The sequence below is a fragment of the Curtobacterium sp. VKM Ac-2887 genome (genome assembly GCF_015350935.1).
Lineage (GTDB): Bacteria > Actinomycetota > Actinomycetes > Actinomycetales > Microbacteriaceae > Curtobacterium.
Genome location: NZ_JADKSB010000015.1, coordinates 60,710 through 80,342 on the forward strand (window position 1 = coordinate 60,710; position 19,633 = coordinate 80,342).

Annotated in this window: 17 protein-coding genes; 4 read left to right on the forward strand and 13 right to left on the reverse strand. The window is 71.6% G+C overall.

Going from position 1 to position 19,633, the window contains the following annotated elements; genetic code table 11:
* Window positions 1-27 precede the first annotated feature (27 nt).
* The gene (ligD, locus tag ITJ69_RS15860; protein ID WP_194673286.1) at window positions 28-1,047 is read left to right on the forward strand and encodes a non-homologous end-joining DNA ligase; all 1,020 of its coding nucleotides are present in this window, start codon (window positions 28-30) and stop codon (window positions 1,045-1,047) included.
* Window positions 1,048-1,066: 19 nt separating this feature from the next.
* Here the strand turns inward: ligD and ITJ69_RS15865 are convergent, their stop codons facing one another.
* The 3 genes from ITJ69_RS15865 to ITJ69_RS15875 form a co-directional block, all read right to left on the reverse strand.
* Window positions 1,067-1,210: a hypothetical protein gene (locus tag ITJ69_RS15865; protein WP_194673287.1), complete on the reverse strand. Its 144-nt coding sequence runs from the start codon at window positions 1,208-1,210 to the stop codon at window positions 1,067-1,069.
* Window positions 1,207-1,368: a hypothetical protein gene (locus ITJ69_RS15870; RefSeq protein ID WP_159573681.1), complete on the reverse strand. Its 162-nt coding sequence runs from the start codon at window positions 1,366-1,368 to the stop codon at window positions 1,207-1,209. The genes ITJ69_RS15865 and ITJ69_RS15870 overlap by 4 nt, the downstream gene beginning before the upstream one ends.
* A 138-nt stretch (window positions 1,369-1,506) precedes the next feature.
* A complete protein-coding gene (locus ITJ69_RS15875) occupies window positions 1,507-2,550 on the reverse strand; it encodes an ATP-dependent DNA ligase (RefSeq protein WP_194673288.1) in 1,044 nt (347 codons plus the stop codon).
* A gap of 159 nt (window positions 2,551-2,709) precedes the next feature.
* Here ITJ69_RS15875 and ITJ69_RS15880 point away from each other — a divergent pair, with 159 nt between their 5' ends.
* Window positions 2,710-3,753, forward strand: coding sequence for an MBL fold metallo-hydrolase (locus ITJ69_RS15880; protein ID WP_194673289.1), 1,044 nt, complete (start codon window positions 2,710-2,712; stop codon window positions 3,751-3,753).
* 2 nt (window positions 3,754-3,755) lie between these two features.
* On the opposite strand, the gene ITJ69_RS15885 is transcribed toward ITJ69_RS15880, so the two are convergent.
* The 6 genes from ITJ69_RS15885 to ITJ69_RS15910 form a co-directional block, all read right to left on the reverse strand.
* Window positions 3,756-4,388 carry an FMN-dependent NADH-azoreductase gene (locus ITJ69_RS15885; protein ID WP_194673290.1) on the reverse strand — a complete coding sequence of 211 codons (633 nt, stop codon included), beginning with the start codon at window positions 4,386-4,388 and terminating at the stop codon, window positions 3,756-3,758.
* A 171-nt stretch (window positions 4,389-4,559) separates the two neighbouring features.
* Window positions 4,560-6,191, reverse strand: a complete 1,632-nt coding sequence (locus ITJ69_RS15890; RefSeq protein WP_194673291.1) for a putative Ig domain-containing protein — start codon at window positions 6,189-6,191, stop codon at window positions 4,560-4,562.
* A gap of 205 nt (window positions 6,192-6,396) precedes the next feature.
* Window positions 6,397-7,827, reverse strand: a complete 1,431-nt coding sequence (locus tag ITJ69_RS15895; protein WP_194673292.1) for a hypothetical protein — start codon at window positions 7,825-7,827, stop codon at window positions 6,397-6,399.
* Window positions 7,828-8,056: 229 nt separating this feature from the next.
* Complete coding sequence (locus tag ITJ69_RS15900) at window positions 8,057-9,568, reverse strand: hypothetical protein (RefSeq protein ID WP_194673293.1); 1,512 nt, start codon at window positions 9,566-9,568, stop codon at window positions 8,057-8,059.
* Window positions 9,569-9,751: 183 nt separating this feature from the next.
* Complete coding sequence (locus ITJ69_RS15905) at window positions 9,752-11,578, reverse strand: cadherin repeat domain-containing protein (RefSeq protein ID WP_194673294.1); 1,827 nt, start codon at window positions 11,576-11,578, stop codon at window positions 9,752-9,754.
* A 200-nt stretch (window positions 11,579-11,778) separates the two neighbouring features.
* Window positions 11,779-12,681, reverse strand: coding sequence for a LysR substrate-binding domain-containing protein (locus tag ITJ69_RS15910; protein WP_194648780.1), 903 nt, complete (start codon window positions 12,679-12,681; stop codon window positions 11,779-11,781).
* Between the two features lie 81 nt (window positions 12,682-12,762).
* On the opposite strand from ITJ69_RS15910, the gene ITJ69_RS15915 reads away from it, so the two are divergent.
* Complete coding sequence (locus tag ITJ69_RS15915; protein WP_194673295.1) at window positions 12,763-16,236, forward strand: proline dehydrogenase family protein; 3,474 nt, start codon at window positions 12,763-12,765, stop codon at window positions 16,234-16,236.
* 59 nt (window positions 16,237-16,295) lie between these two features.
* Here the strand turns inward: ITJ69_RS15915 and ITJ69_RS15920 are convergent, their stop codons facing one another.
* From ITJ69_RS15920 to ITJ69_RS15930, 3 genes are all read right to left on the reverse strand, one after another.
* The gene (locus ITJ69_RS15920; protein WP_194673296.1) at window positions 16,296-16,517 is read right to left on the reverse strand and encodes a hypothetical protein; all 222 of its coding nucleotides are present in this window, start codon (window positions 16,515-16,517) and stop codon (window positions 16,296-16,298) included.
* A gap of 523 nt (window positions 16,518-17,040) precedes the next feature.
* A complete protein-coding gene (locus ITJ69_RS15925) occupies window positions 17,041-17,364 on the reverse strand; it encodes a hypothetical protein (RefSeq protein ID WP_194673297.1) in 324 nt (107 codons plus the stop codon).
* Complete coding sequence (locus ITJ69_RS15930; protein WP_194673298.1) at window positions 17,312-17,617, reverse strand: hypothetical protein; 306 nt, start codon at window positions 17,615-17,617, stop codon at window positions 17,312-17,314. Before ITJ69_RS15930 ends, ITJ69_RS15925 begins: the two co-directional genes overlap by 53 nt.
* A gap of 84 nt (window positions 17,618-17,701) precedes the next feature.
* On the opposite strand from ITJ69_RS15930, the gene ITJ69_RS15935 reads away from it, so the two are divergent.
* The gene (locus ITJ69_RS15935; RefSeq protein WP_194673299.1) at window positions 17,702-18,298 is read left to right on the forward strand and encodes a hypothetical protein; all 597 of its coding nucleotides are present in this window, start codon (window positions 17,702-17,704) and stop codon (window positions 18,296-18,298) included.
* Window positions 18,299-18,765: 467 nt separating this feature from the next.
* On the opposite strand, the gene ITJ69_RS15940 is transcribed toward ITJ69_RS15935, so the two are convergent.
* Window positions 18,766-19,521 carry a recombinase family protein gene (locus ITJ69_RS15940; RefSeq protein ID WP_194673300.1) on the reverse strand — a complete coding sequence of 252 codons (756 nt, stop codon included), beginning with the start codon at window positions 19,519-19,521 and terminating at the stop codon, window positions 18,766-18,768.
* Window positions 19,522-19,633: the final 112 nt, after the last annotated feature.

Consider the following 19,633-nt stretch of genomic DNA (forward strand, 5'->3'; position numbering starts at 1 on the left):
CATCGTGCACCGAGTACCTTCCGCTGCATGGCGAGCGAAGCGACGACGGTGCGGGTGCCCGGGCCCGACGGTGACCGCGAGGTCCGGATCAGCAGTCCCTCGCGTGTCCTCTGGCCGGAGGCCGGGATCACCAAGGCCGACCTCGCCGAGTACCTGGTGACAGTGGGCGACGCCTTCGTCCGCGCGAACGGCGACCGACCCATCTCGCTGCAGCGGTTCCCGGGCGGCGTCGACGGCGAGCAGTTCTTCTCGAAGAACCCGCCGAAGGGTGCCCCCGACTACGTGCGGTCGGTCACGGTGACGTACCCGAGCGGCCGGAAGCACCCGCAGCTCGTCATCGACGAGCCGGCCGTCGCGGTGTGGGCCGCGCAGATGAACACCGTGGTCTTCCACCCGTGGGCCTCGCGCGCCGAGGACAGCGACCACCCGGACCAGCTCCGCATCGACCTCGACCCGCAGCCCGGCACGGACTTCTCGGACACGGTGCCCGTGGCGCAGGAGCTCCGGAAGGTCCTGGACGAAGCGGGTCTGACGGCGTGGATCAAGACGAGCGGCAACCGCGGTCTGCACGTCTTCGCGCCGATCGCCCCCGAGCACGAGTTCCTCGACGTCCGGCACGCCGTGATCGCCGCCGCCCGAGAACTCGAACGGCGGATGCCCGACCGGGTCACGACGGCGTGGTGGAAGGAGGAACGAGGCCAACGGGTCTTCGTCGACTTCAACCAGGCGAATCGTGACCGCACGATGGCCGGTGCCTACAGCCCGCGGGCGCTGGCGCACGCCTCGGTGTCGACGCCGATCACGTGGGACGAGCTGCCGACGGCGGACCCGACGACCTTCACGATCCGGACCGTCCCCGAACGCTTGGCGACGATCGGTGACCCGTGGCAGGCGATGCACGACGAGCCGGTGAGCATCGCGCCGTTGCTGGCGTGGTGGGAGCGCGACTTGGAGAACGGCGAGGGCGAAGTGCCCTTCCCGCCGGACTTCCCGAAGATGCCGGGCGAGCCGCCGCGCGTGCAACCGTCCCGAGCGAAGAAGTCCTGACCCGAGCCAGCGGGGACCGTCAGACGGCGGGCAGCGTCTCCGTCGAGCGGTCGGGGTCGTCGACGCGGGACGTCTGCATCGGCAGCCCGACGCTCGCGGTGTGCAGGCGGGTCAGGCGCGACCAGGTACCGCGGTGCGCGTCGCTGATGCCGTCGACGATCACGAGCCCAGGCCGATCGTGACGAGTGCGAGCGCGGTGGCGGTCACGCCGGCGATGGCGCTGATGACCGCACTGAGCTGCAGGGTGCGCTGGCGGCGTGCCTCGCGTACCTCGGTGAAGGGGTTCCGCTGCGAGTGGCGGACAAGCGTGCTGGTGCTCATGTCGATCCGCTTTCGGTCCTGGGGCTCCCGGGATGGGTGCCTCGTGCTGCTGGTCTCCATCGTGGCAGCGTTTCGCTAGTTCGGCTAACTACTTTCCTGCGATCACCGGCAAGACGACGAAAAACGGACAACCACGTGTCAGGAAAGGACATCCCGCAGGTCGTACGCCGACGGCACCTCGAGCTGATCGAACCCGCACGACTCCGCGTCGCGGTCCGGACGCCACCGTTCGAACTGCACGGTGTGCCGGAACCGGTCGCCCTCCATCTGGTCGTAGCGGACCTCGAGCACGACCTCCGGCGCCAGCCGGACGAACGACGTGTCGCGACCCGACGAGAACCGCGACCGTTCCCCGTCACCGGTGACGGGCCTCCCGTCCGCATCGCGGAGCACGACGGGCTCGAGCTCGTCGACCAGCGCGAGCCGGCGCTTGTCGGAGAAGGCGGAGACGCCGCCGACCTGGCGGAGCTCACCGTCGTCGCCGTACAGGCCGACGAGCAGCGACCCGACGCCCGAGCCGCTCTTGTGGACGCGGTACCCGATCGCGACGACGTCGGCCGTCCGGTGGTGCTTGATCTTGAGCATCGTCCGCTTGCCCGGCTCGTACGGCTTCGCCCGGCGCTTGGCGACGACACCGTCGAGTCCGGCGCCCTCGAAGGTGGTGAGCCACTCGCGGGCCTGGTCGACGTCGAGCGTGGTGCGCGTGACGAACAGCGGGTCGGACATGCCGCTCGCGAGCTGTTCCAGCCGGTCACGTCGTTCGTCGAACGGCAGGTCGACCAGCTCGTCGCCGTCCGCTGCGAGCAGGTCGAACGCGACGAACTGCGCGGCCGTCTCGGCGCTGAGCTTCGCGATCCGCGAGGCCGCCGGGTGGATGCGCTGGGACAGTGCCTCCCAGTCGAGGCGTTCGGCTCCGGGCTCGCCCGAGCGCAGGATCACCTCGCCGTCGAACACCACCGGGTGGTCGCGGCCGCCGAACTGCGCGCGGAAGGCCTCGACGAGTTCGGGGAAGTAGCGCGTGAGCGGCTTCGCCCCGCGGCTGCCGATCTCGACGTCGTCGCCGTCGATCGTCACGATGCCGCGGAAGCCGTCCCACTTCGGTTCGTACCGCAGGCCGCCGGTCACGCTGTCGGGTTCCGGGACGTCGGCGACGGCCTTGGCCAGCATCGGTGCGATCTCCATGCGTCGTGTCTACTCGGGCTCCGGTGGGCGGCGCTGCGCGCTTCGCGAGCAGGAATGGTCGGGTCCGGCGCGACGACCCGACCTCTTCTGCTCACCGAGTGCGGCCGGGAGGCCCGGATCACCCGGGGCAGGTCGGCTCGCGTCAGTACTGTGGTGCGGGTGACGACCGTGCCCCCGTCGGCAGCGCCGACTCCGGAACCGATCAGCCCCGTGCAGGCCGCCGCGCTCCGCGACGGCGTCCTGCCGCCCGTCGAACAGGTCCGGCCGGGCATCTGGACCTTCGCGGTGCCGTTCCGGTTCGGGGTGCCCGACGCGACCCTGGTCTACGTCGTCGAGGGGTCGGACGGATCGCTCGCGCTGATCGATCCCGGGTGGTCGGCCGACGGCGGGCTCGACGAGGTCCGCGCCGCACTGTCGGCGATCGGCCGGTCGCTCGACGACGTGTCCCTCGTCGCCGTGACGCACCTGCACGCCGACCACCTCGGTGCCGCCGCCGCGATCCGCCGAGCGACCGGTGCGCGGGTCGCGATGCACGGGCTCGAGGTCGACGCGCTGGAGCGTGAGCGTACCGACGCGGCGCAGAACGACGCCGACATCGCCACGTGGGGCCTGCCGCAGCACCTGCACGACGGGGTCGTCGCGGCCTGGGGGAGCGGGCGACGGATCGGGCTCGGGCGGAGCGAGGCGCCGTACGCCGACCTGCTGCTCGCCGACGGCGAGGTGCTGCCGATCCCGGGGCGCACCATCCGGACCCTCTGGACGCCCGGGCACACCGCCGGGCACGTGTGCTTCGTGGACCAGGCGGACGGGCTGCTGTTCACCGGTGACCACGTGCTGCCGCGGATCAACTCCGGGATCGGCCTCGGAGGTCGGACCGCCACGAACCCGCTCGGCGACTACCTGGCGTCGCTCGGCCGACTCGACGTGCACGCCGGACTCGAGGTCTGCCCGGGCCACGAGTACCGGTTCGCCGACGTCGTCGCCCGCGCGCAGACGCTGGCCCGACACCGCGAGGAGCGGTCGCGGCACGTCGCCGAGGCGCTCGACCTGCTCGACCGGCCCACGCTGTTCGAGGTCGCCGCACGCGTGCCGTTCAGTGGCGGGATCGAGTCGATGACCGGGTTCCTGCTCGCGAGTGCACTGACGCAGACGGCGTTCCACGCGGAGCTGCTCGGCCGGTCGGGCGAGGTCCGTCCCGCCTGACCTCAGCCGAGCGTGGTGGCGAGGCGCTCGATCGTCGTCGTCGCGTCGGCGAGCTCGGCAGACGCGTGCTCGGCGAGCGGGGCGAGGTCGGGCAGCCGGTCGGCGAGCGTCGCGCTGACGGTGATCGGGTAGAGCTTCATGCCGAGGGCCGTGCCGAGGATGAGGTGCAGGACCGGCGAGCCGTGGTCCCAGTCCTCGGTCGGGGTGCCGGCGTCGTAGGTCGCACCGCGGCTGACCACGGTCACGACCGGACGGCCGGCCAGGGGCTGCACGTCGCCCGCCAGGACCCCGGGGATGTGGATGCGGTCGATCCAGGCCTTGAGCGTCGACGGCACCGTGTAGTTGTACAGCGGGGACCCGACGACCACGACGTCGGCGGCGAGGAGTTCGTCGATGACCTCCTGGCGCAGTGCCTCGGCCTCGGGAGCGACGGACTCGTCCGCGGTGCGGTCCGCTGCCGCCCAGTGCAGCGCCGAGGTCTCGAGGTGCGGGAGCTGGTCGACGTGCAGGTCGCGGCGGACCACCGTGTACTCCGGTCCGCGTGCGCGCCAGGCATCGGCGAACGCGGCGGTCAGCGCGCGCGAACGGGAGTGGGAGAGGTCGGCCGAGGAGTCGATGTGCAGCAGCGTGGGCATGGTGCCCACGCTACCGACGGTGGGACGGAAACGGCCCCGCCGCCCCGGTGCGGGGTCAGGCGGGGCCGGGCCTCCCGTCCGTCACGCGGGCACGCGACGGACGGGAGACGACGGGGACCGTCAGCGCTGGTCGTACGTCAGCGCTGGTCGTACGTCAGCGCTGGTCGTCCGTCAGCGCTGTGCGCGGCGACGGCGCAGGGTGCGGGCGCCGATCAGGCCGGCACCGGCGACGAGCAGGCCGAGGGCCCAGGGCAGGGCGCCGGTGGCGTCCGAACCCGTGTAGGCGAGCTGGCCACGGTTCGTCGGGGTGACCGGGGCCGCCGCGACCGGGGTCGTCGGGGTGACGACGGTGGCGGCGGTCGGCTGGACATCGACGGCGAACGAGGTGCTGAAGGACCCGAGCGTGACGGACAGGTTGTGGACCGACGCGTGCGGGAACGTGACGTTCACGAAACCGAAGTCGCCGAAGTCGGGGTCCGGCGTGATGACGTCACTGGCGACGTCCGACGTGACGGTCGGTGCGACCGCCGGAGCGTCCTCGTCGAGCCCGCCGATCGTGTTGCCCCAGCGGTCGACGAGACCGCCCTGGACGACGAGCGTCCCGCCCTGCTTGATGGTCGGGTGACCGCCGACGGCGAAGTCGTCCTCGGTGATGGTGAGCACGGTGCCGTCGGGCTCGACGATCCAGGTCGTCCGGTCTTCGGTCTCGTCGTCGGTGAACAGGCCCGCGCGGTCGGTCGTGAACACCAGGACCCCGACCGGCGCGCCGGCCTCGACGGTGAGCGAGACGTACTGCGTGACCGAGACGGTGCCGCTCGTCGCGGTGACGGCGAACTCCCAGTCCCAGGCGTCGGTCGTGGTGCCGCTGAGCTCACCGGTCGACGCGTCGAAGGTCAGGCCCTCGGGGAGCTGGTCCGCGGGGGTGGTCTCCTCCTCGGGGTACTCCTCGGCGTACTCCGCATCGTCCTGCGAGAACCAGTCGAGCTTGTACGTCGGCTCGGGTGAACCCTGCGCGCGGAACGTGTGCGAGAACGCGTCGCCGGCGGCGGTGCTCAGTTCGAGCGGGTGGTCGGCGTCGGCGCCGGCCGTGGTCGGCTTGCCGTCGGTGCCGAGGAACGCGGGGTCCTGGGTGACGGGCGCGGTCGCCGCGGAGGCCACCGAGGTCGTCTCGGTCGCGTCGGGCAGGGTGCCGGTCACCGTGACGGTGATCGTCTTGCGCACGTCGGTGGGGTCGATGCGGTAGGTCGCGGTCTTCGACAGGACGTTGCGGTCCTGGTCGGCCCAGACGTACTTGTAGGTGGAGTCCTCGTCGAAGCCGGTGACGACGGCGCTCAGGAGCGTGCCGACCTTGGCTGCACCGTCGATGGTGACGGTCGCGTCGACGGCCTTCGTGGTGACGTCCGGGGTCGGCGTCGCGGTCGGTGCCGGGGTCTCGACGGCCGGAGCCGTGGTCTCGGGCGCGGAGGGCTCGACGGCCGGAGCGGTCGGGGCGGTGGTGCTCGTCCCGTCGCCCGCCGGAGCGCCGTCGTCGCCGGTGGTGTCACCGGTCGTGTCGCCGGCGGCAGGGGTACCGTCGGTCGCACCGGTGTCGGCCGCGGGCGTGCCCGTGCCGTCCGTCGCGGAGTCGCTCGGCGTGGTGCCGTCAGCGGCGCCGGTCGTCGCCGGGGCGGAGACGGCCGCGGTCGGCTCGGCCGCGGTGGCGGCGGTGGCGGTCATGACGCCCAGACCGGTCGTGAGACCGATCAGCGCGACGGTGGTGCCGACGGCGCACGCGCGTCGGACGGTGGAGGTGCTACGGCGCACTTCTTCCCCCAGGGGTTCAGTCCGGTCGGGTGCCGGAACATAAGAATCCGCCGAGAATCCTCGGCTTGGTCGGATCGTATTGGTATCCGCGCGCGGACACGACCGTCTTGATCGGAATGTGACCATGGTTGGGGGTTCCCGCACGACGGACGGGAGGCCCGGTACCAGCTGTCACCGGGCCTCCCGTCCGATCGTCGGTCGCGTCTCAGGCGCGACGGCGACGCAGGCGGTGGACCAACAGGCCGCCGCCGGCGGCCAGCAGACCGAGGGCCCAGGCCAACGGCGTGGTCTCGTCGGCGCCGGTGTAGGCGAGGGTGCTGCCGGTGCCGCTCGTCGTGGTCGCCACAGCGGCCGTGGCGACGGGTCGGACGGCGACGACGAACGTGGTCGAGGCGCCACCCTGGGTGATGGTGAGACGGTGGTCCGAAGCGTGCGGGAACGTCACCTTCGAGGCGTCGCCGCGGGGATCGGCTGCGACCTGGTCCGATGCGACCGAGCTCGTCACGGTCGCGCCGAACCCGGTGCTCACGGAAGCCGGTGCGGTCGGGTTGCCGAACCGGTCGACGGCGAGGCCGGACACCACCAGCGAGCCGCCCTGCTGGACGGGGATCGACGCGACGGTCCCGAGGGGATCGCCGCCGCCGGAGAACGCGCTGATGACGCCACCGGGAGCGACCGACCAGACCGTTGCGCCGGGCGTCCCGGTGTCGACGATCGCGAGGACCCCGACGGGTGCGGCCGGCAGGACGGTCAGGCGCACGTACTCCGTGGCGGTCGCGGTGCCGCGGAGCGCGACGACCTGGAAGTCGTACGTGCCCGCGGTGGTCACCGTGCTGGTGAGCACCCCGGTCTCGACGTTGACGGTCAGGTCCGACGAGGGCGCGTCCTGGATCGCGTACGCCAGCGAACCCGTGCCGCCCGTGGTGCGGAACGTGTGCGTGAACGTCGCGCCGGCGGTGGCGGTGAGGGCGAGCGGCTTCGCCTTCGTCGACGGCTCGGTGAAGACGACCGGCGACGGCGAGACGGTCAGGCGGACGTACTCGGTCACCTGTGTCGAGCCGCTGAGGGCCACGACCTCGAAGTCGAACGTGCCGGCGGTCGTCGGCGTGCCGCTCAGCACGCCGGTCTCGACGTTCACCGTGTAGTCCGCCGACGGGGCGTCCTGGATGGCGTACGCGACGGTGCCGTCGCCGCCCGTGGTGGTGAAGGTGTGGCTGAACGGCGTGCCGACCGTCGCGGTGAGTGCGAGCGGGGCGGCCTGGGTCGACGGCTCGGTGAACGCGAGGTCGCTGCCGTCACCCGGTGCTGCCGCCGGGGTGGCGCTGTCCGAGGCCTTCGCGGCGGGGCTGGCGCTGGGCGTCGGCGTCGGCGTCGGCGTCGACGTCGGCGTCTTGGTCGTCGTCGGGCTCCCGCTGGGTGTCGGGCTTCCGCTGGGTGTCGGGCTGGCGCTGGGTGTCGGCGCCTCCGCCGTCGGGTCGGCGCTCGGCGTCGCAGTGGCCGTGCTGCTCGTCGGTTCCGTCGGCGTCGCCGCCGTCGCGGACGTGCCGACGCCGATGACCGAGCCGATGGCGGTCGCCGCCACGACGATGCCGATCGTCGCCGCGCGGCGGACGGGCGGCTTGGTGGACTGGTGCATGGTTCCCCCCCCTGGGAGTCCGGGTCGCGAGCGCCCGGTGATCGTGCGCTCGTCAGTGCTGACATTACGGTTCGCGGACCCGTTCCGAGCCCCGCCGGAGATCACGGTTTCATCTCGGTACTACCGGCTCTCATCTGGGGTTTCTCACAGGATCGCGCGACGACGGACGGGAGCGCGGGGCGGTCGTGCCCCGCGCCTCCGGTCCGTCAGGCGGTCGCCGTGACGTGCCTCAGCCGAGTCGGCGACGGAGGCGCCAGACGAGCAGGCCGGCACCCGATGCCAGGAGGCCGAGGGTCCACGCGAGCGGGCCGGCCTCGTCGGCGCCGGTGTACGCGAGGGTGCCCGATGCGGTCGGCGTGTGGGGGGTCGTGACCGTGGTCGTCGCCGTCGGCTGCACCTCGAAGCGGATGGTGCTCGTCACGTCCCCGGACGCCACGGTGACCGTGTGCGGCGACGCGTGCTCGAAGGTCACCCACGTGGCCGCAGCCTCGGGGTCGTACTCGATGCGGTCGCTGGCCACGTCGCTCGTGAAGGTGAGGTCGGTGTGGTCACCGACCGGCTGCCCGTCGGCGTCCACGGCCAGGGCGCGGATCTGCACCCGGTCACCCTGTCGGGCCGGGATCGCGTCGACCCGCTGCGCGTCGCCGTCAGCCGGGTAGTAGGTGATCACGTCGCCCTCGACGCCCCACCGGTCCCCGGACGTCTCGTCCGCGGGGAGCACCCCGACGGCGATGCCGGCGACAGGAGCGGGGGCCTCGGAGACGCGGACCGTGAACGAGGTCGAGACGCCGCCCTCGGACACCGTCAGCGTGCGGGTACCCGGCTCCGAGAACGTCACCGTGTTCGCCGACCACTTCGGGTCCCAGACCACGCCGTCGGACGCGGTGGTGCTCGTGACGGTCGACCGCGGGTACTCGTCGCCCGGGGTGGTGCGGTTGCCCAGCGCGTCGACGGCCAGCCCCGCGAGGGTCATCGAGGAGCCGACGGTGGCGGGGACCTCCGACACCACGGTCTCACCGGTGCCACCCGGCGCGTACTCCCGGATCGTCCCGTCGGCGTCGACCTGCCAGCTCACGTCGGAGTCCGGGCTGGCGACCGAGAACGTCACACCGACAGGGTCGCCGGGGGAGACGGTCAGTTCGACGTACTCCGTGATCTGGGTCGAGCCGCTGAGCGCGACGACCTCGAAGTCGAACGTGCCGGCCTGCTTCGGGGTGCCGCTCAGGACGCCGGTCTCCACGTTGACGCTGTAGTCCTTCGACGGCGCGTCCTGGATGGCGTAGCCCACCGTCCCGTTGCCGCCGGTGGTCGCGAAGGTGTGCGAGAACGGCGTTCCCGCGGTGGCGGTGAGCACGAGCGGGGCGTCCAGCGTGGACGGCTCGGTGAAGGCGAGGTCGCTGCCGTCGTCGGTGGCAGCGGGTGCGGGTGCGGAAGCGGCAGGCCGTGGGGTCTCCGACTCGTCGGCGGGAGCCGGCGTCGGATCGGGCGTCGTGCCTCCCGGCTGCTCGTCGGGTGCGTCGGTCGGGGCGGGGCCGTCGGTCGCGGCGGGCGCCGCGGGTGTCGCGGTGCTCGTCGTCGGTTCTGCGGCGGCGACGGCGGTCGTCGTGCCGCTCGTCGTCGGTTCTGCGGCGGCGACGGCGGCCGTCGCGCCGATGCCGAAGGCCGACGACGCGGCGACGATCGCGACCGCGGCGCCGATGACGGCGACGCGTCGGGTGGTGGACGTGCAGGACTGGTTCACGAGATCCCCCTCGGATGTTGGACGGGCTGCCGATCGGCGCCCTCACTCAGGACTGTCGCGAGGCGACCGATCCTGACGCGGGACGAGGTCACGAGCTGGTCACGGTCGACGAACGCTCACGACGCGGAACGGGCCGCACCCGGGGTGGGGGCGGCCCGTTCGCGTCGGACGTCGGACGTCGGATCAGGCGCGACGGCGGCGCAGGCGGTGGACCAGCAGGCCGCCGCCGGCGGCCAGGAGGCCGAGGGCCCACGCGAGGGGGCCGGTCTCGTCGGCGCCGGTGTAGGCGAGCGTGCCGGACGCCGGACGGGTCGTCGAGGTCCCGACGCCGTCGGCGTGCGCTCGGACATCGACGCGGAACGAGGTCGCGACCCCGCCGTCGGACACGGTCAGCGTGTGGATCGACGCGTGCGGGAAGTCGACCTGGCTGGACTCTGCCTCCGTGACCCAGGTGATCCGGTCGGTGGCCACATCGCTCGTCACGACGGGGTGCGGGCTGCCCGGGGTCGTCGTGCGGTTGCCGTCGGCGTCGACGGCGACGGCCTTCACGAACAACGGGATGCCCTGGTCCGCCGGCACGCTGTCGACCGACTTCGTCTGCACCGACCCCGCAGCGTCGATCGTGTACTCGGTGACCGTTCCGTCGGGTGCGACCTCCCACTCCGGGCCCTCAGCGCCGTAGTAGACCGAGGCCAGGACGCCGACCGGGGCGCCTGGCTCGACCGTCAGGGTGACGTGCGCCGTCGCGGTCTCGGACCCACTGCGTGCGATCACCTCGAAGTCGTACGCCGTCGCGAGGCGCGGCGTGCCGGCGAGGACCCCGGTGCTGGGATCGATCGTGAACTCGGAGCGGAAGAAGTCGCCGTCCCCGATGACCGCACCGCCGTCGGCGCCGGCGAGCGAGTACTCGACCGGGCCGGTCGCGCCCTGCACCGTGAACCGGTGGCTGAACGTGGTGCCGGACGTCGCCGTCAGGTCGAGCGGCGCGTCGGAGGAGGACTTCTCGGTGAACGCGAGCGGGGTGTCGGCGACGTCGACCGGGATCGACAGCGAGAGCCCCTCGGCCCGCACCGTCAGCTCGTGGCGCCCGACGTCGGAGAAGGTGGCCTTCCAGCGGTTCGTGACGTCGTCGAAGGAGAGGACGTCACCCGGAGCACTGCTGGTCAGCTCGGTGGCGGACGACATCTCGGGGCCGTCCTGGGGATTGCCGTAGCGGTCGAGCAGTGTGGATGCGAGCCACAGGGACTGGCCGGGCTTCGCGGGGATGGCGGACACGGCCTCACCGAGGTCCCCGTGGCTCCACGGTCGGACCGCGTCCTCGGTGACCTCCCACGCCGGGGCGAAGCCATCGGCCGTCGAGGTCACGGACGTGGTCAGGGTGACCGCCGCGGCGGGCTCGACGGTGATCCGGATCCACTGCGTGTCGGTGTGTCGTTGGTCGGTCGCGAGGACGCTGAACTCGTAGACCCCCGGCGTCGTCGGGGTGCCGCGGAGGAGCCCGGAGTCGTCCCAGCGGAACTCCTTCTCGTACTGGTCCCAGTCGCCGATGGGGGCGAAGCCGTACTCGAGCGCCCGGTCGCCGCCCTGCGCCACGAACTGCTGCGAGAACGCTTCGCCGGCGGTCGTCGTGAACTCGATCGGCTTCTCGCGGCTCGACGGCGTCGGCCACGTGACGGCATCGTCAGCGGGAGCGTCCGCTGCCGGGGCCGCTGCCGGGGCCGGGGCCGGCGTCGGACTGGGGGACGCGGTCGGAGTGGTGTCGGCAGGGGCGTCGGTGGCCGTTGCCTCGGTGATCGGAGTCGGGGTCGCGGTCTCGGGCGTCGGTGCCGTTGTTGCCGGCGTCGCCTGGTCGGTGCCGGTGCCGGTGCCGGTGGTGACGGACGTCGACGCGTCGGCGGTGTCGGCGACGGCGGTGGTCGCGCCGACGCCCATCATCGAGACGGCGACGAGTGCGACGGCGGCGCCGACGGCTGCGGTGCGTCGGACTGCGGGTGGTGCGGACTGCTTCACGGAGATCCCCCTCGGATACCAGGACTGGACGCCGGATCAGCGTCCTCCACTCAGGGAATGTCCCGACGGGAGCAGACCTGACGATCATTCGGTCACGGATTGGTCACGACCTGCACCGAGACCGGCGCGACCGCCGAGGCGGACCCGCACCGGGCCTCCAGGCCGCCCGTCCCGCGGCTGTCCACGGAGGACGCGCTCGTTCAGTCTCCGACCACCGCGGCCGCGCGCTCGAGGGCCGCGCGCAGTGCGCGGACCGCGGGCGAGGACGCACCGGCCGTTCGCACGACGGTGAAGATGGTCCGCCGGGGCTGCTCGGGCAGCTCGAGCAGGCGGCAGGTGGTCGTCCGCCCCGTCCACATCAGGTCGGGCATCAGGCTGACGGCGTTGCCCGACTCGACCAGGCGGATCTGGGTCTGCAGGTCGGCGGTCTCGTAGCGGACGTCCGGCTCGAAGCCCCAGCGCCGGCAGACCTGCTCGGCGAAGTGCCGCGAGGCGGTCCCGCGGGGCTCCATCACCCAGGGCAGCGCGCCTGCGTCCTCGATCGACGACACCGGTACGAGCGCGGTGTCCACCGGGGGCAGTGCGAGCCGGACCGCGTCGGTGGTCAGGTCCGACCGGTCGAGCCCGGGAAGGTGCGGAGCCGCGTGCGCGGGGTACTGCTCCGCGATGACCACGTCGAAGTCGCGAGCCCAGGTCTCGTGCAGGGCCGTCTCCGGTTCCCGCTGCACCATCTCGATGCGGACGTCCGGGTGCTCGGTCGCCATGGCGTGCAGGGCGTTCGGCATGAGGGCGAGGGCCGCGGACTGGAACACCGCGACACGGATCCGCCCCTGCACGGTCGGCATCGTCTCCTCGACCTGCGACTGCGCCAGCTCGAGGACGTCCAGCACGTGCCCGGCCGCCTGCACCAGGACCTCGGCCTGCGGGGTGAGCTGCAGGCGCCGGCCGGCCTTCCTGAGCAGGGGCACGCCGGCCTCGCGCTCCAGGGTGCTGAGCTGCTGCGAGACGGCCGACGGTGTGAAGTTCACGGCCTCGGCGACCGCGGCGATCGTGCCCCGGATGGAGAGCTCACGGAGCAGGACGAGACGGCGGACATCGAGCACGTGCTCACGGTAGCGGAACTTACGGGTACCCATCACGAACCGTTGCTTCCGCTGATGAGTCGGGCGCTCCACACTGAACCCATGACGACCCTGCACGAGCACCCCGCCACCGACCACGACGCCTTGGCGGACCAGTCCGTCGCACTCGTCCGACAGTGGCTGGCCGAGGCCGAGTCGTTCCCGGTCGACGGCTCCGCCAAGCAACTCGCCGGGGTGCTCGCCGACCCCGCCGGTCTGGACTTCGCGGTCGGCTTCGTGGACGGCGTCGTCCGCCCGGAAGACCTGGCCGTCGCCGCCCGCAAGCTCCGGCAGATCGCACCTGCAGCCCCCGGGTTCCTGCCCGCAGCGATGCGCGGACTCGTGCGCCTCGGTGGCGGCATGGCCCCGGCCCTGCCGACCGTCGTCGTGCCCATCGCCCGCCGGGTGCTCCGCGGCATGGTCGGCCACCTCATCGTCGACGCGACCGACTCGAAGCTCGGGCCCGCCATCGCCAAGATCAAGCGGGACGGCGTCCGGCTCAACGTGAACCTGCTCGGCGAGGCCGTGCTGGGCGAGCGCGAGGCCGCACGCCGGCTCGAGGGCACGCACAAGCTCCTGGCGCGCGACGACGTCGACTACGTGTCGATCAAGGTCTCGTCGACCGTGCACCCGCACTCGCCGTGGGCGTTCGACCACGCCGTCGACGACATCGTCGAGCAGCTCCGCCCGCTGTTCGAGCGCGCCGCGGCCTCGACCCCGGCGAAGTTCATCAACCTCGACATGGAGGAGTACAAGGACCTCGACCTGACGATCGCGGTCTTCACCAAGCTCCTCGACGAGCCGGCGTTCCTCGGGCTCGAAGCCGGCATCGTCCTGCAGGCGTACCTGCCCGACGCGCTCGCCGCGATGGAGCAGCTGCAGGAGTGGTCCGCCGCCCGCCGCGCCCGCGGTGGTGCTGGCATCAAGGTCCGCCTGGTCAAGGGCGCGAACCTGCCGATGGAGCAGGTCGAGGCCTCGGTGCACGGCTGGCCGCTCGCCACCTGGCACACCAAGCAGGACTCCGACACCAACTACAAGCGGGTGCTCGACTGGGCGCTCACCCCGTCGCGCGTCGAGAACGTCCGCGTCGGTGTCGCCGGGCACAACCTGTTCGACGTCGCGCACGCGTGGCTGCTCGCCGGCGAACGAGGCGTTCGGGACGGCATCGAGTTCGAGATGCTGCTCGGTATGGCGCAGGGCCAGGCGTCGGCAGTGAAGAACACGGTCGGTTCCCTCCTGCTCTACACGCCGGTCGTGCACCCGGGGGAGTTCGACGTCGCGATCGCGTACCTGATCCGTCGCCTGGAGGAGGGCGCGTCGCAGGACAACTTCATGTCCGCGGTCTTCTCGCTCGTGTCGTCGCCGCCGCTCTTCGCCCGCGAGGAAGAGCGCTTCCGCGCCTCACTCGTGCCGCTCGCCACACCCGAGGGCCTCGCCGCTCCCGCGTCCCACCGCGTCGCCGACCGCTACACGGCCGTCGGGCGACCGGGGCCCGGCCGGTTCGAGAACACGCCGGACAGCGACCCGTCGGTCGCGTCGGTGCGCCAGTGGGGTTCGGCCATCACGGACCGGATCGCGTCGTCGACGCTCGGCGTCCGCGCCGTCCAGGAGGCCCGGGTCGACTCCGCCGCGTCGCTCGACTCGGCACTCGCTCGCGTCCAGGCCGCCGGTGCGGTCTGGGGGACCTGGTCCGGTGCCGCTCGCGGCGCCGTGCTGCACGCCGTCGGCGACGCGCTCGAGGCGAACCGCGCAGCACTCATCGAGGTCATGGCTGCGGAGACCGGCAAGACCATCGACCAGGCCGACCCCGAGGTGTCCGAGGCGATCGACTTCGCGCACTTCTACGGCTCGCTCGCGTCCCAGCTCGACGACCTCGACGGTGCGACCTTCACGTCCGCCACGCTCACCCTCGTCGCGCCGCCGTGGAACTTCCCGGTCGCGATCCCCGCCGGCTCGACCCTGGCCGCACTCGCTGCCGGGTCCGCCGTCGTCCTCAAGCCGGCGCCGCCCGCCGAGCGCTCCGGGGCCGTCCTCGCGTCCATCATCGAGACCGCCCTCGACGCCCACGGGGCCCCGGCCGACGTGCTCGCGTTCCTGCAGGTGTCCGAGAACGAGCTCGGCCAGCAGCTCATCGCCTCGCCGATGGTCGACCAGGTGATCCTCACCGGTGCCTACGAGACCGCCGAGCTGTTCCGCTCGTTCCGCCCGGACCTGCCGCTGCTCGCCGAGACCTCGGGCAAGAACGCCGTGATCGTCACCCCGTCGTCGGACCTCGACCTCGCGGTGAAGGACGTCGTCGCCTCGGCCTTCGGGCACGCTGGCCAGAAGTGCTCGGCCGCGTCGCTCGTGGTCATGGTCGGCTCGGTCGCGAAGTCGAAGCGCTTCCGCAACCAGCTCCTCGACGCCGTGTCCTCGCTCACCGTCGGCTCCCCGACCGACCCCACCACCCAGATGGGCCCGATCATCGAGCCGGCCTCCGGCAAGCTGCTCGCCGGCTTGACGACGCTCGGCGCGGGGGAGTCCTGGGCCGTCGAGCCGAAGCAGCTCGACGAGACCGGCAAGCTCTGGAGCCCCGGTGTCCGCCAGGGCGTCCGCCGCGGCTCGGAGTTCCACCGCACCGAGTACTTCGGTCCGATCCTCGGCATGATGACCGCCGACACCCTCGACGAAGCGATCGACATCGTCAACGAGGTCGACTACGGCCTGACCTCGGGCCTGCACTCGCTCGACCCGGCCGAGATCGGCACCTGGCTCGGGCGGATCCAGGCGGGCAACCTCTACGTCAACCGCGGCATCACGGGCGCCATCGTCCGTCGGCAGCCGTTCGGTGGCTGGAAGAAGTCGGCCGTCGGTGCGGGCACGAAGGCCGGCGGGCTGAACTACCTGCTCGGGCTGGGCTCGTGGGCGCCTGCTCTGTCGACTGCTCCGTCCGTGCCTTCTGCTCCGGTCAGCGCCCTCGTCCGTGCGGCCGGGGTCACCTCGCCGGTGCTCGACCGGTCGCTGGCGTCGGACGAGCAGGCCTGGTCGACGCTGTTCGGCACCGCGACCGACGTCTCGGCTCTCAGCGCCGAGCGGAACATCGCGCGGTACCTGCCGTTCCCGTCGGTGCAGGTGCGGCTCGCTGCGGTTGCCGACTCCGACGCTGACACCTCGGTGGTCGAGCTCGTGCGCGTCGTCGCGGCTGCGCTCCGGGCCGGCACCACGATCGAGGTGTCGACGGCAGCCGGGCTGCCCTCGTCCGTCGCCTCCGCGATCCGATCGTTGCAAAACGTGCGCTCCGTGTCGCAGTCGGTCTCCGACGAGTCCTTCGCTTCGTCGATCGCGGCGGGCCCGTCGACCCGGGTCCGGCTCATCGGCGGCGACACCTCGGCGCTGTCCTCGGCGATCGGCGGGCGTCCTGACGTCGCGGTGTACGGCGGCCCGGTGACGGAGGCCGGTCGGCTCGAGATCCTGCCGTTCGTCCGCGAGCAGGCGGTCTCGATCACGGCGCACCGCTTCGGCACGCCGAACGAGACCATTCGATCGCTGGTGCTCTGACAGTCCCCGGGAACGACGAAGGCCCCCGGCCGGTGTCGGTCGAGGGCCTCGCGGGAGCGTCAGACGGAGCGGTCGAGGACTTCCTCCGCCTGGCGGGGGAAGAGCCGGACGGTCGTCGTCCAGCTCACCTCGACGGCATTACTCGCGCCGTACTCGTCGGCCTCGTCCCAAACGACGAGCACGTTCGACACCGTGGGTGTTTTCAGGAGCTCGTCCGTCGGGATCGCGGAGGTGAGCTCGACGATCTTCTCGTCGCGGTACGGGCGGATCACGTTAGCCATGCGGCGAGGGTACCTCGTACGAGTGACCCGCCCCGGGAACGACGAGAGCCCCCGGCCGGTGAGGGCCAGGGGCTTCCGGAGGGGGTTAGCGCGTGGTCACGGGCGGAACGCCTCGAACTCACCCATTGCGTCGAGTGCCCGGCCGCCGCGGACGGAGTGGGAGCCGTCGAGGTAGCTCCTGACGCGCGCTTGGTCTCGTCCCGGTCGCCGACGCCGAGGTCAGCCTGCGTGCCGCCGCAAGTGTGAGCCCGTCGTCGGCGCGTCTCGCTCCCTTTCGAGGCGGCCAACGCGCGCGATGGTCAGCCGTGAATCGGCTACAGTCAAGAGCCTTCTATCACATATCCGTAACGGTCGTATAAGGCGTTCGGGAAAGACCCAAGGTGGCATTGTTGATCACGTCGCACAGACAAAAAGCCCTCGACCGCCGAAGTGGTCGAGGGCTCTCGTGAGGGCGTAAGGCGGCGGTGTCGATCTCGAGCGGGGTGATGCTCACCGGACGGCCGACGCTAGCCCGCGGGGGCGTTCAGATGAGGGCCTTCACCGACGCGATCGCGCCGCGGTAGCCGTCGGCGTGAAGGGTCCGGTACGTGTCGACGAAGTGCGCGAGGGCATCGCCGAGGACCGCCGTCGCGGCGTCGAGGTGGACGCCCTCCTCGTGGCCCGCGGACGGGAAGCGCTCGACGCCGTAAGCGCGGAGGTGGTCGAGGTACTCCTCGACGGCGCGGAAGCCGCCGCCCCCGCCGAGGCCCGACGCCGTGTCTACGGGCGGAGCGGGCGGCGCGGAGTTGATGCGCTCACAGTTCGTCCGCCGCGTCGGCGTCCGCGCTGGCCGCCCGGGCGATCGCATCGCCGAGCCCCTGGAGAAGGAGGTCCAGATCCGCGCCCGCCTCGCGGAGTGCCGGGCGCGCGGCGGGGTAGTGCTCGACGAGCGACGCGAGCCCGTGGAAAAGCTGCACGATCGCCGCGCCGAGGAGAGCTCGGAGCTCGGAGCTCGGGGTGAGCTCGTCGGCGCCGGAAATGGTGAACGGGTTGTGCTCGGCGGTCGCCGTCCGCATGTTCGCGACGAACCGCGCGAGCTCGGAGTCCTGCTGGAGTCCCATGGGACTTCCTCTCTGTCAGTGTGACAGAGGAGGGGACCGGGGACGGGCAAGCTGCTCAGAAATGCGAGACTGTAAGCTGAGTCCGTGGCAGGTTTTTGGGGGCTCGACGCCGACTCATGGGGGAATGTGATCTCCGCGCTTACGGGTGGGGGTGCGATCATTGGGGGTGTCGCGACCTTCTTCAGAACCTCAAAGTTGAATCGCGAAGCGCGGACTCAGGATGCGAAGGACGCCCGGGACGCCGAGCTGCGAGCACAAAGCCGCGAAGCACTGAGTCGAGTGCTCGAAGCGTCGACCGAGTATGCCGACGTGACCCGCGAGTGGCGACGGCTGCCTCTCGAAGTACGCCAGGCCCACGAGGCGGCTGATGGGCGTCTGCCAGGATTGGTGCAGCGGGCCACAGCCGCCGCCGGACTCGTCCTCGATGAGCCCATTCGGAGGGCGCTGCTGCGTGCCACGAGCGGGTATGTGCTCGCGGACAGCGCCTACCGGCGCGGCGATAAGTTCTCGAAGTCGAACCGCTTTTCTGCCCGGGACAACCTGATGGCTTCCATTGGTGACCTCGCCGCCGCGTCCCTCCGTGAGGATGACGACGGCGTGCGGGCGGCTGGCATCATGATCACGACTCAGCACAACATCGTTTCGAAGGCGTTCCTCGGAGCCGTCGCGAAGCCGGAGTAGGCACAGCGGAGGCCCCGCGCTGTATGGACGAGGGCCTCGGGGGACGAGGGCCTCGGGGGAGTGGTCAGCGGGCGGAGACGTTGCCGTAGGCGTCGACCGCGAGGATCAGCGTTCGGCTCTTCCGGTCCACGATCTTGTAAATGACGACGATCAGCCACAGTCCGGCCGTGACGAGCGTCAGGACGGTATTCCAGAACCACCCGAGGAGCTCGCGCTGATCCTCACGGTGTCGGAGCTCCAGGTCGGCGAAGGCCGGAGAGAAGGCGAGCGGCCTTCGGGCCGTTCGGCTGCGTGCGGGGCACTGATGTGAGGCGCACCCGGAGGCGCTCGACCGTCGCGCGATCGAGGAGCGGCTCCCAGACCGTGCGGGGGAGCCCGTGCTCGTCGCGTACGAGCTGGCCGCGGTGCGTCACCTGGCCAAGGAGATTGTCGCTGCTCCTAATTTCGTGGACGGAGCGCGTGCGCCATTAGCCGGACGAGAGAGCCTCGTCGTCGACGACGGTCCGGTTGCGCTGCGCTTGCCGCGGGGAGCGGGAGGTCGGCACATAAGCGTCCGTGAGGTCGATCGCGGCGCGAGTCTGCGAGACCGTCGTCGTGAGGAAGCGCTCGGCGACGTCGCGGATCACGCGCGCCTCCTCGGGGTGCGGGACGAGCACCCGGCCGACGCCGTCTGGTGCCGGGGCGGACTGGTAGCCGGAGGGGACTGTCGCCCGTCCGGTGTAGCGGTCAGCGACGGTTCGGCGATGCGAAATCGAGGATGCGACGTGCTTCGCGGTGTTATCGGCCTCCGTGCGGGCCACCTCGGAGAGGACGGCGGCGATCAGACGCCAGGCCGGTTGATCCGACCGGAGACCGTCCTTAAGCGCGACGAACGTCGCGGACGGTACCGCGTCGAGCGCGTCACCCAGTGCGCCAGTCGCGCCGAGGCCTTGGCCCGTCCAGCGGTCGACCTTCCACACGGCGAGTACGTCCGCCTCGTCGTCGTGGAGCATCCGGAGCGCCTCGGCCGCGTTGGCGCGTGCTTCCCGGCCGGAGAGCCCGTCGTCGGTAAGCGTCCGGACGATCGTCCAGCCTTCCCGAGTGGCAAGCTCGCGGAGGTCTGCCTCTTGCCGGGCGATTGAGGTCGAGTCCTCCGACGAGGACGAGAGACGTAGGGACAGAGCTAACGCTTCACGTGAGAGATACACGCCTCGCGTGAGTTGTCTCCCGAGCAGCAGGTCCACTTCGGGACTGCGAATCACCTGACCGATGGACTGATCTAGGGCGTGTTGCTAAATGGGTGCTCGGGTGCCGTGGGTCACGCTTGAGGTGTGCCGCGTGACGTGATCTCCGATG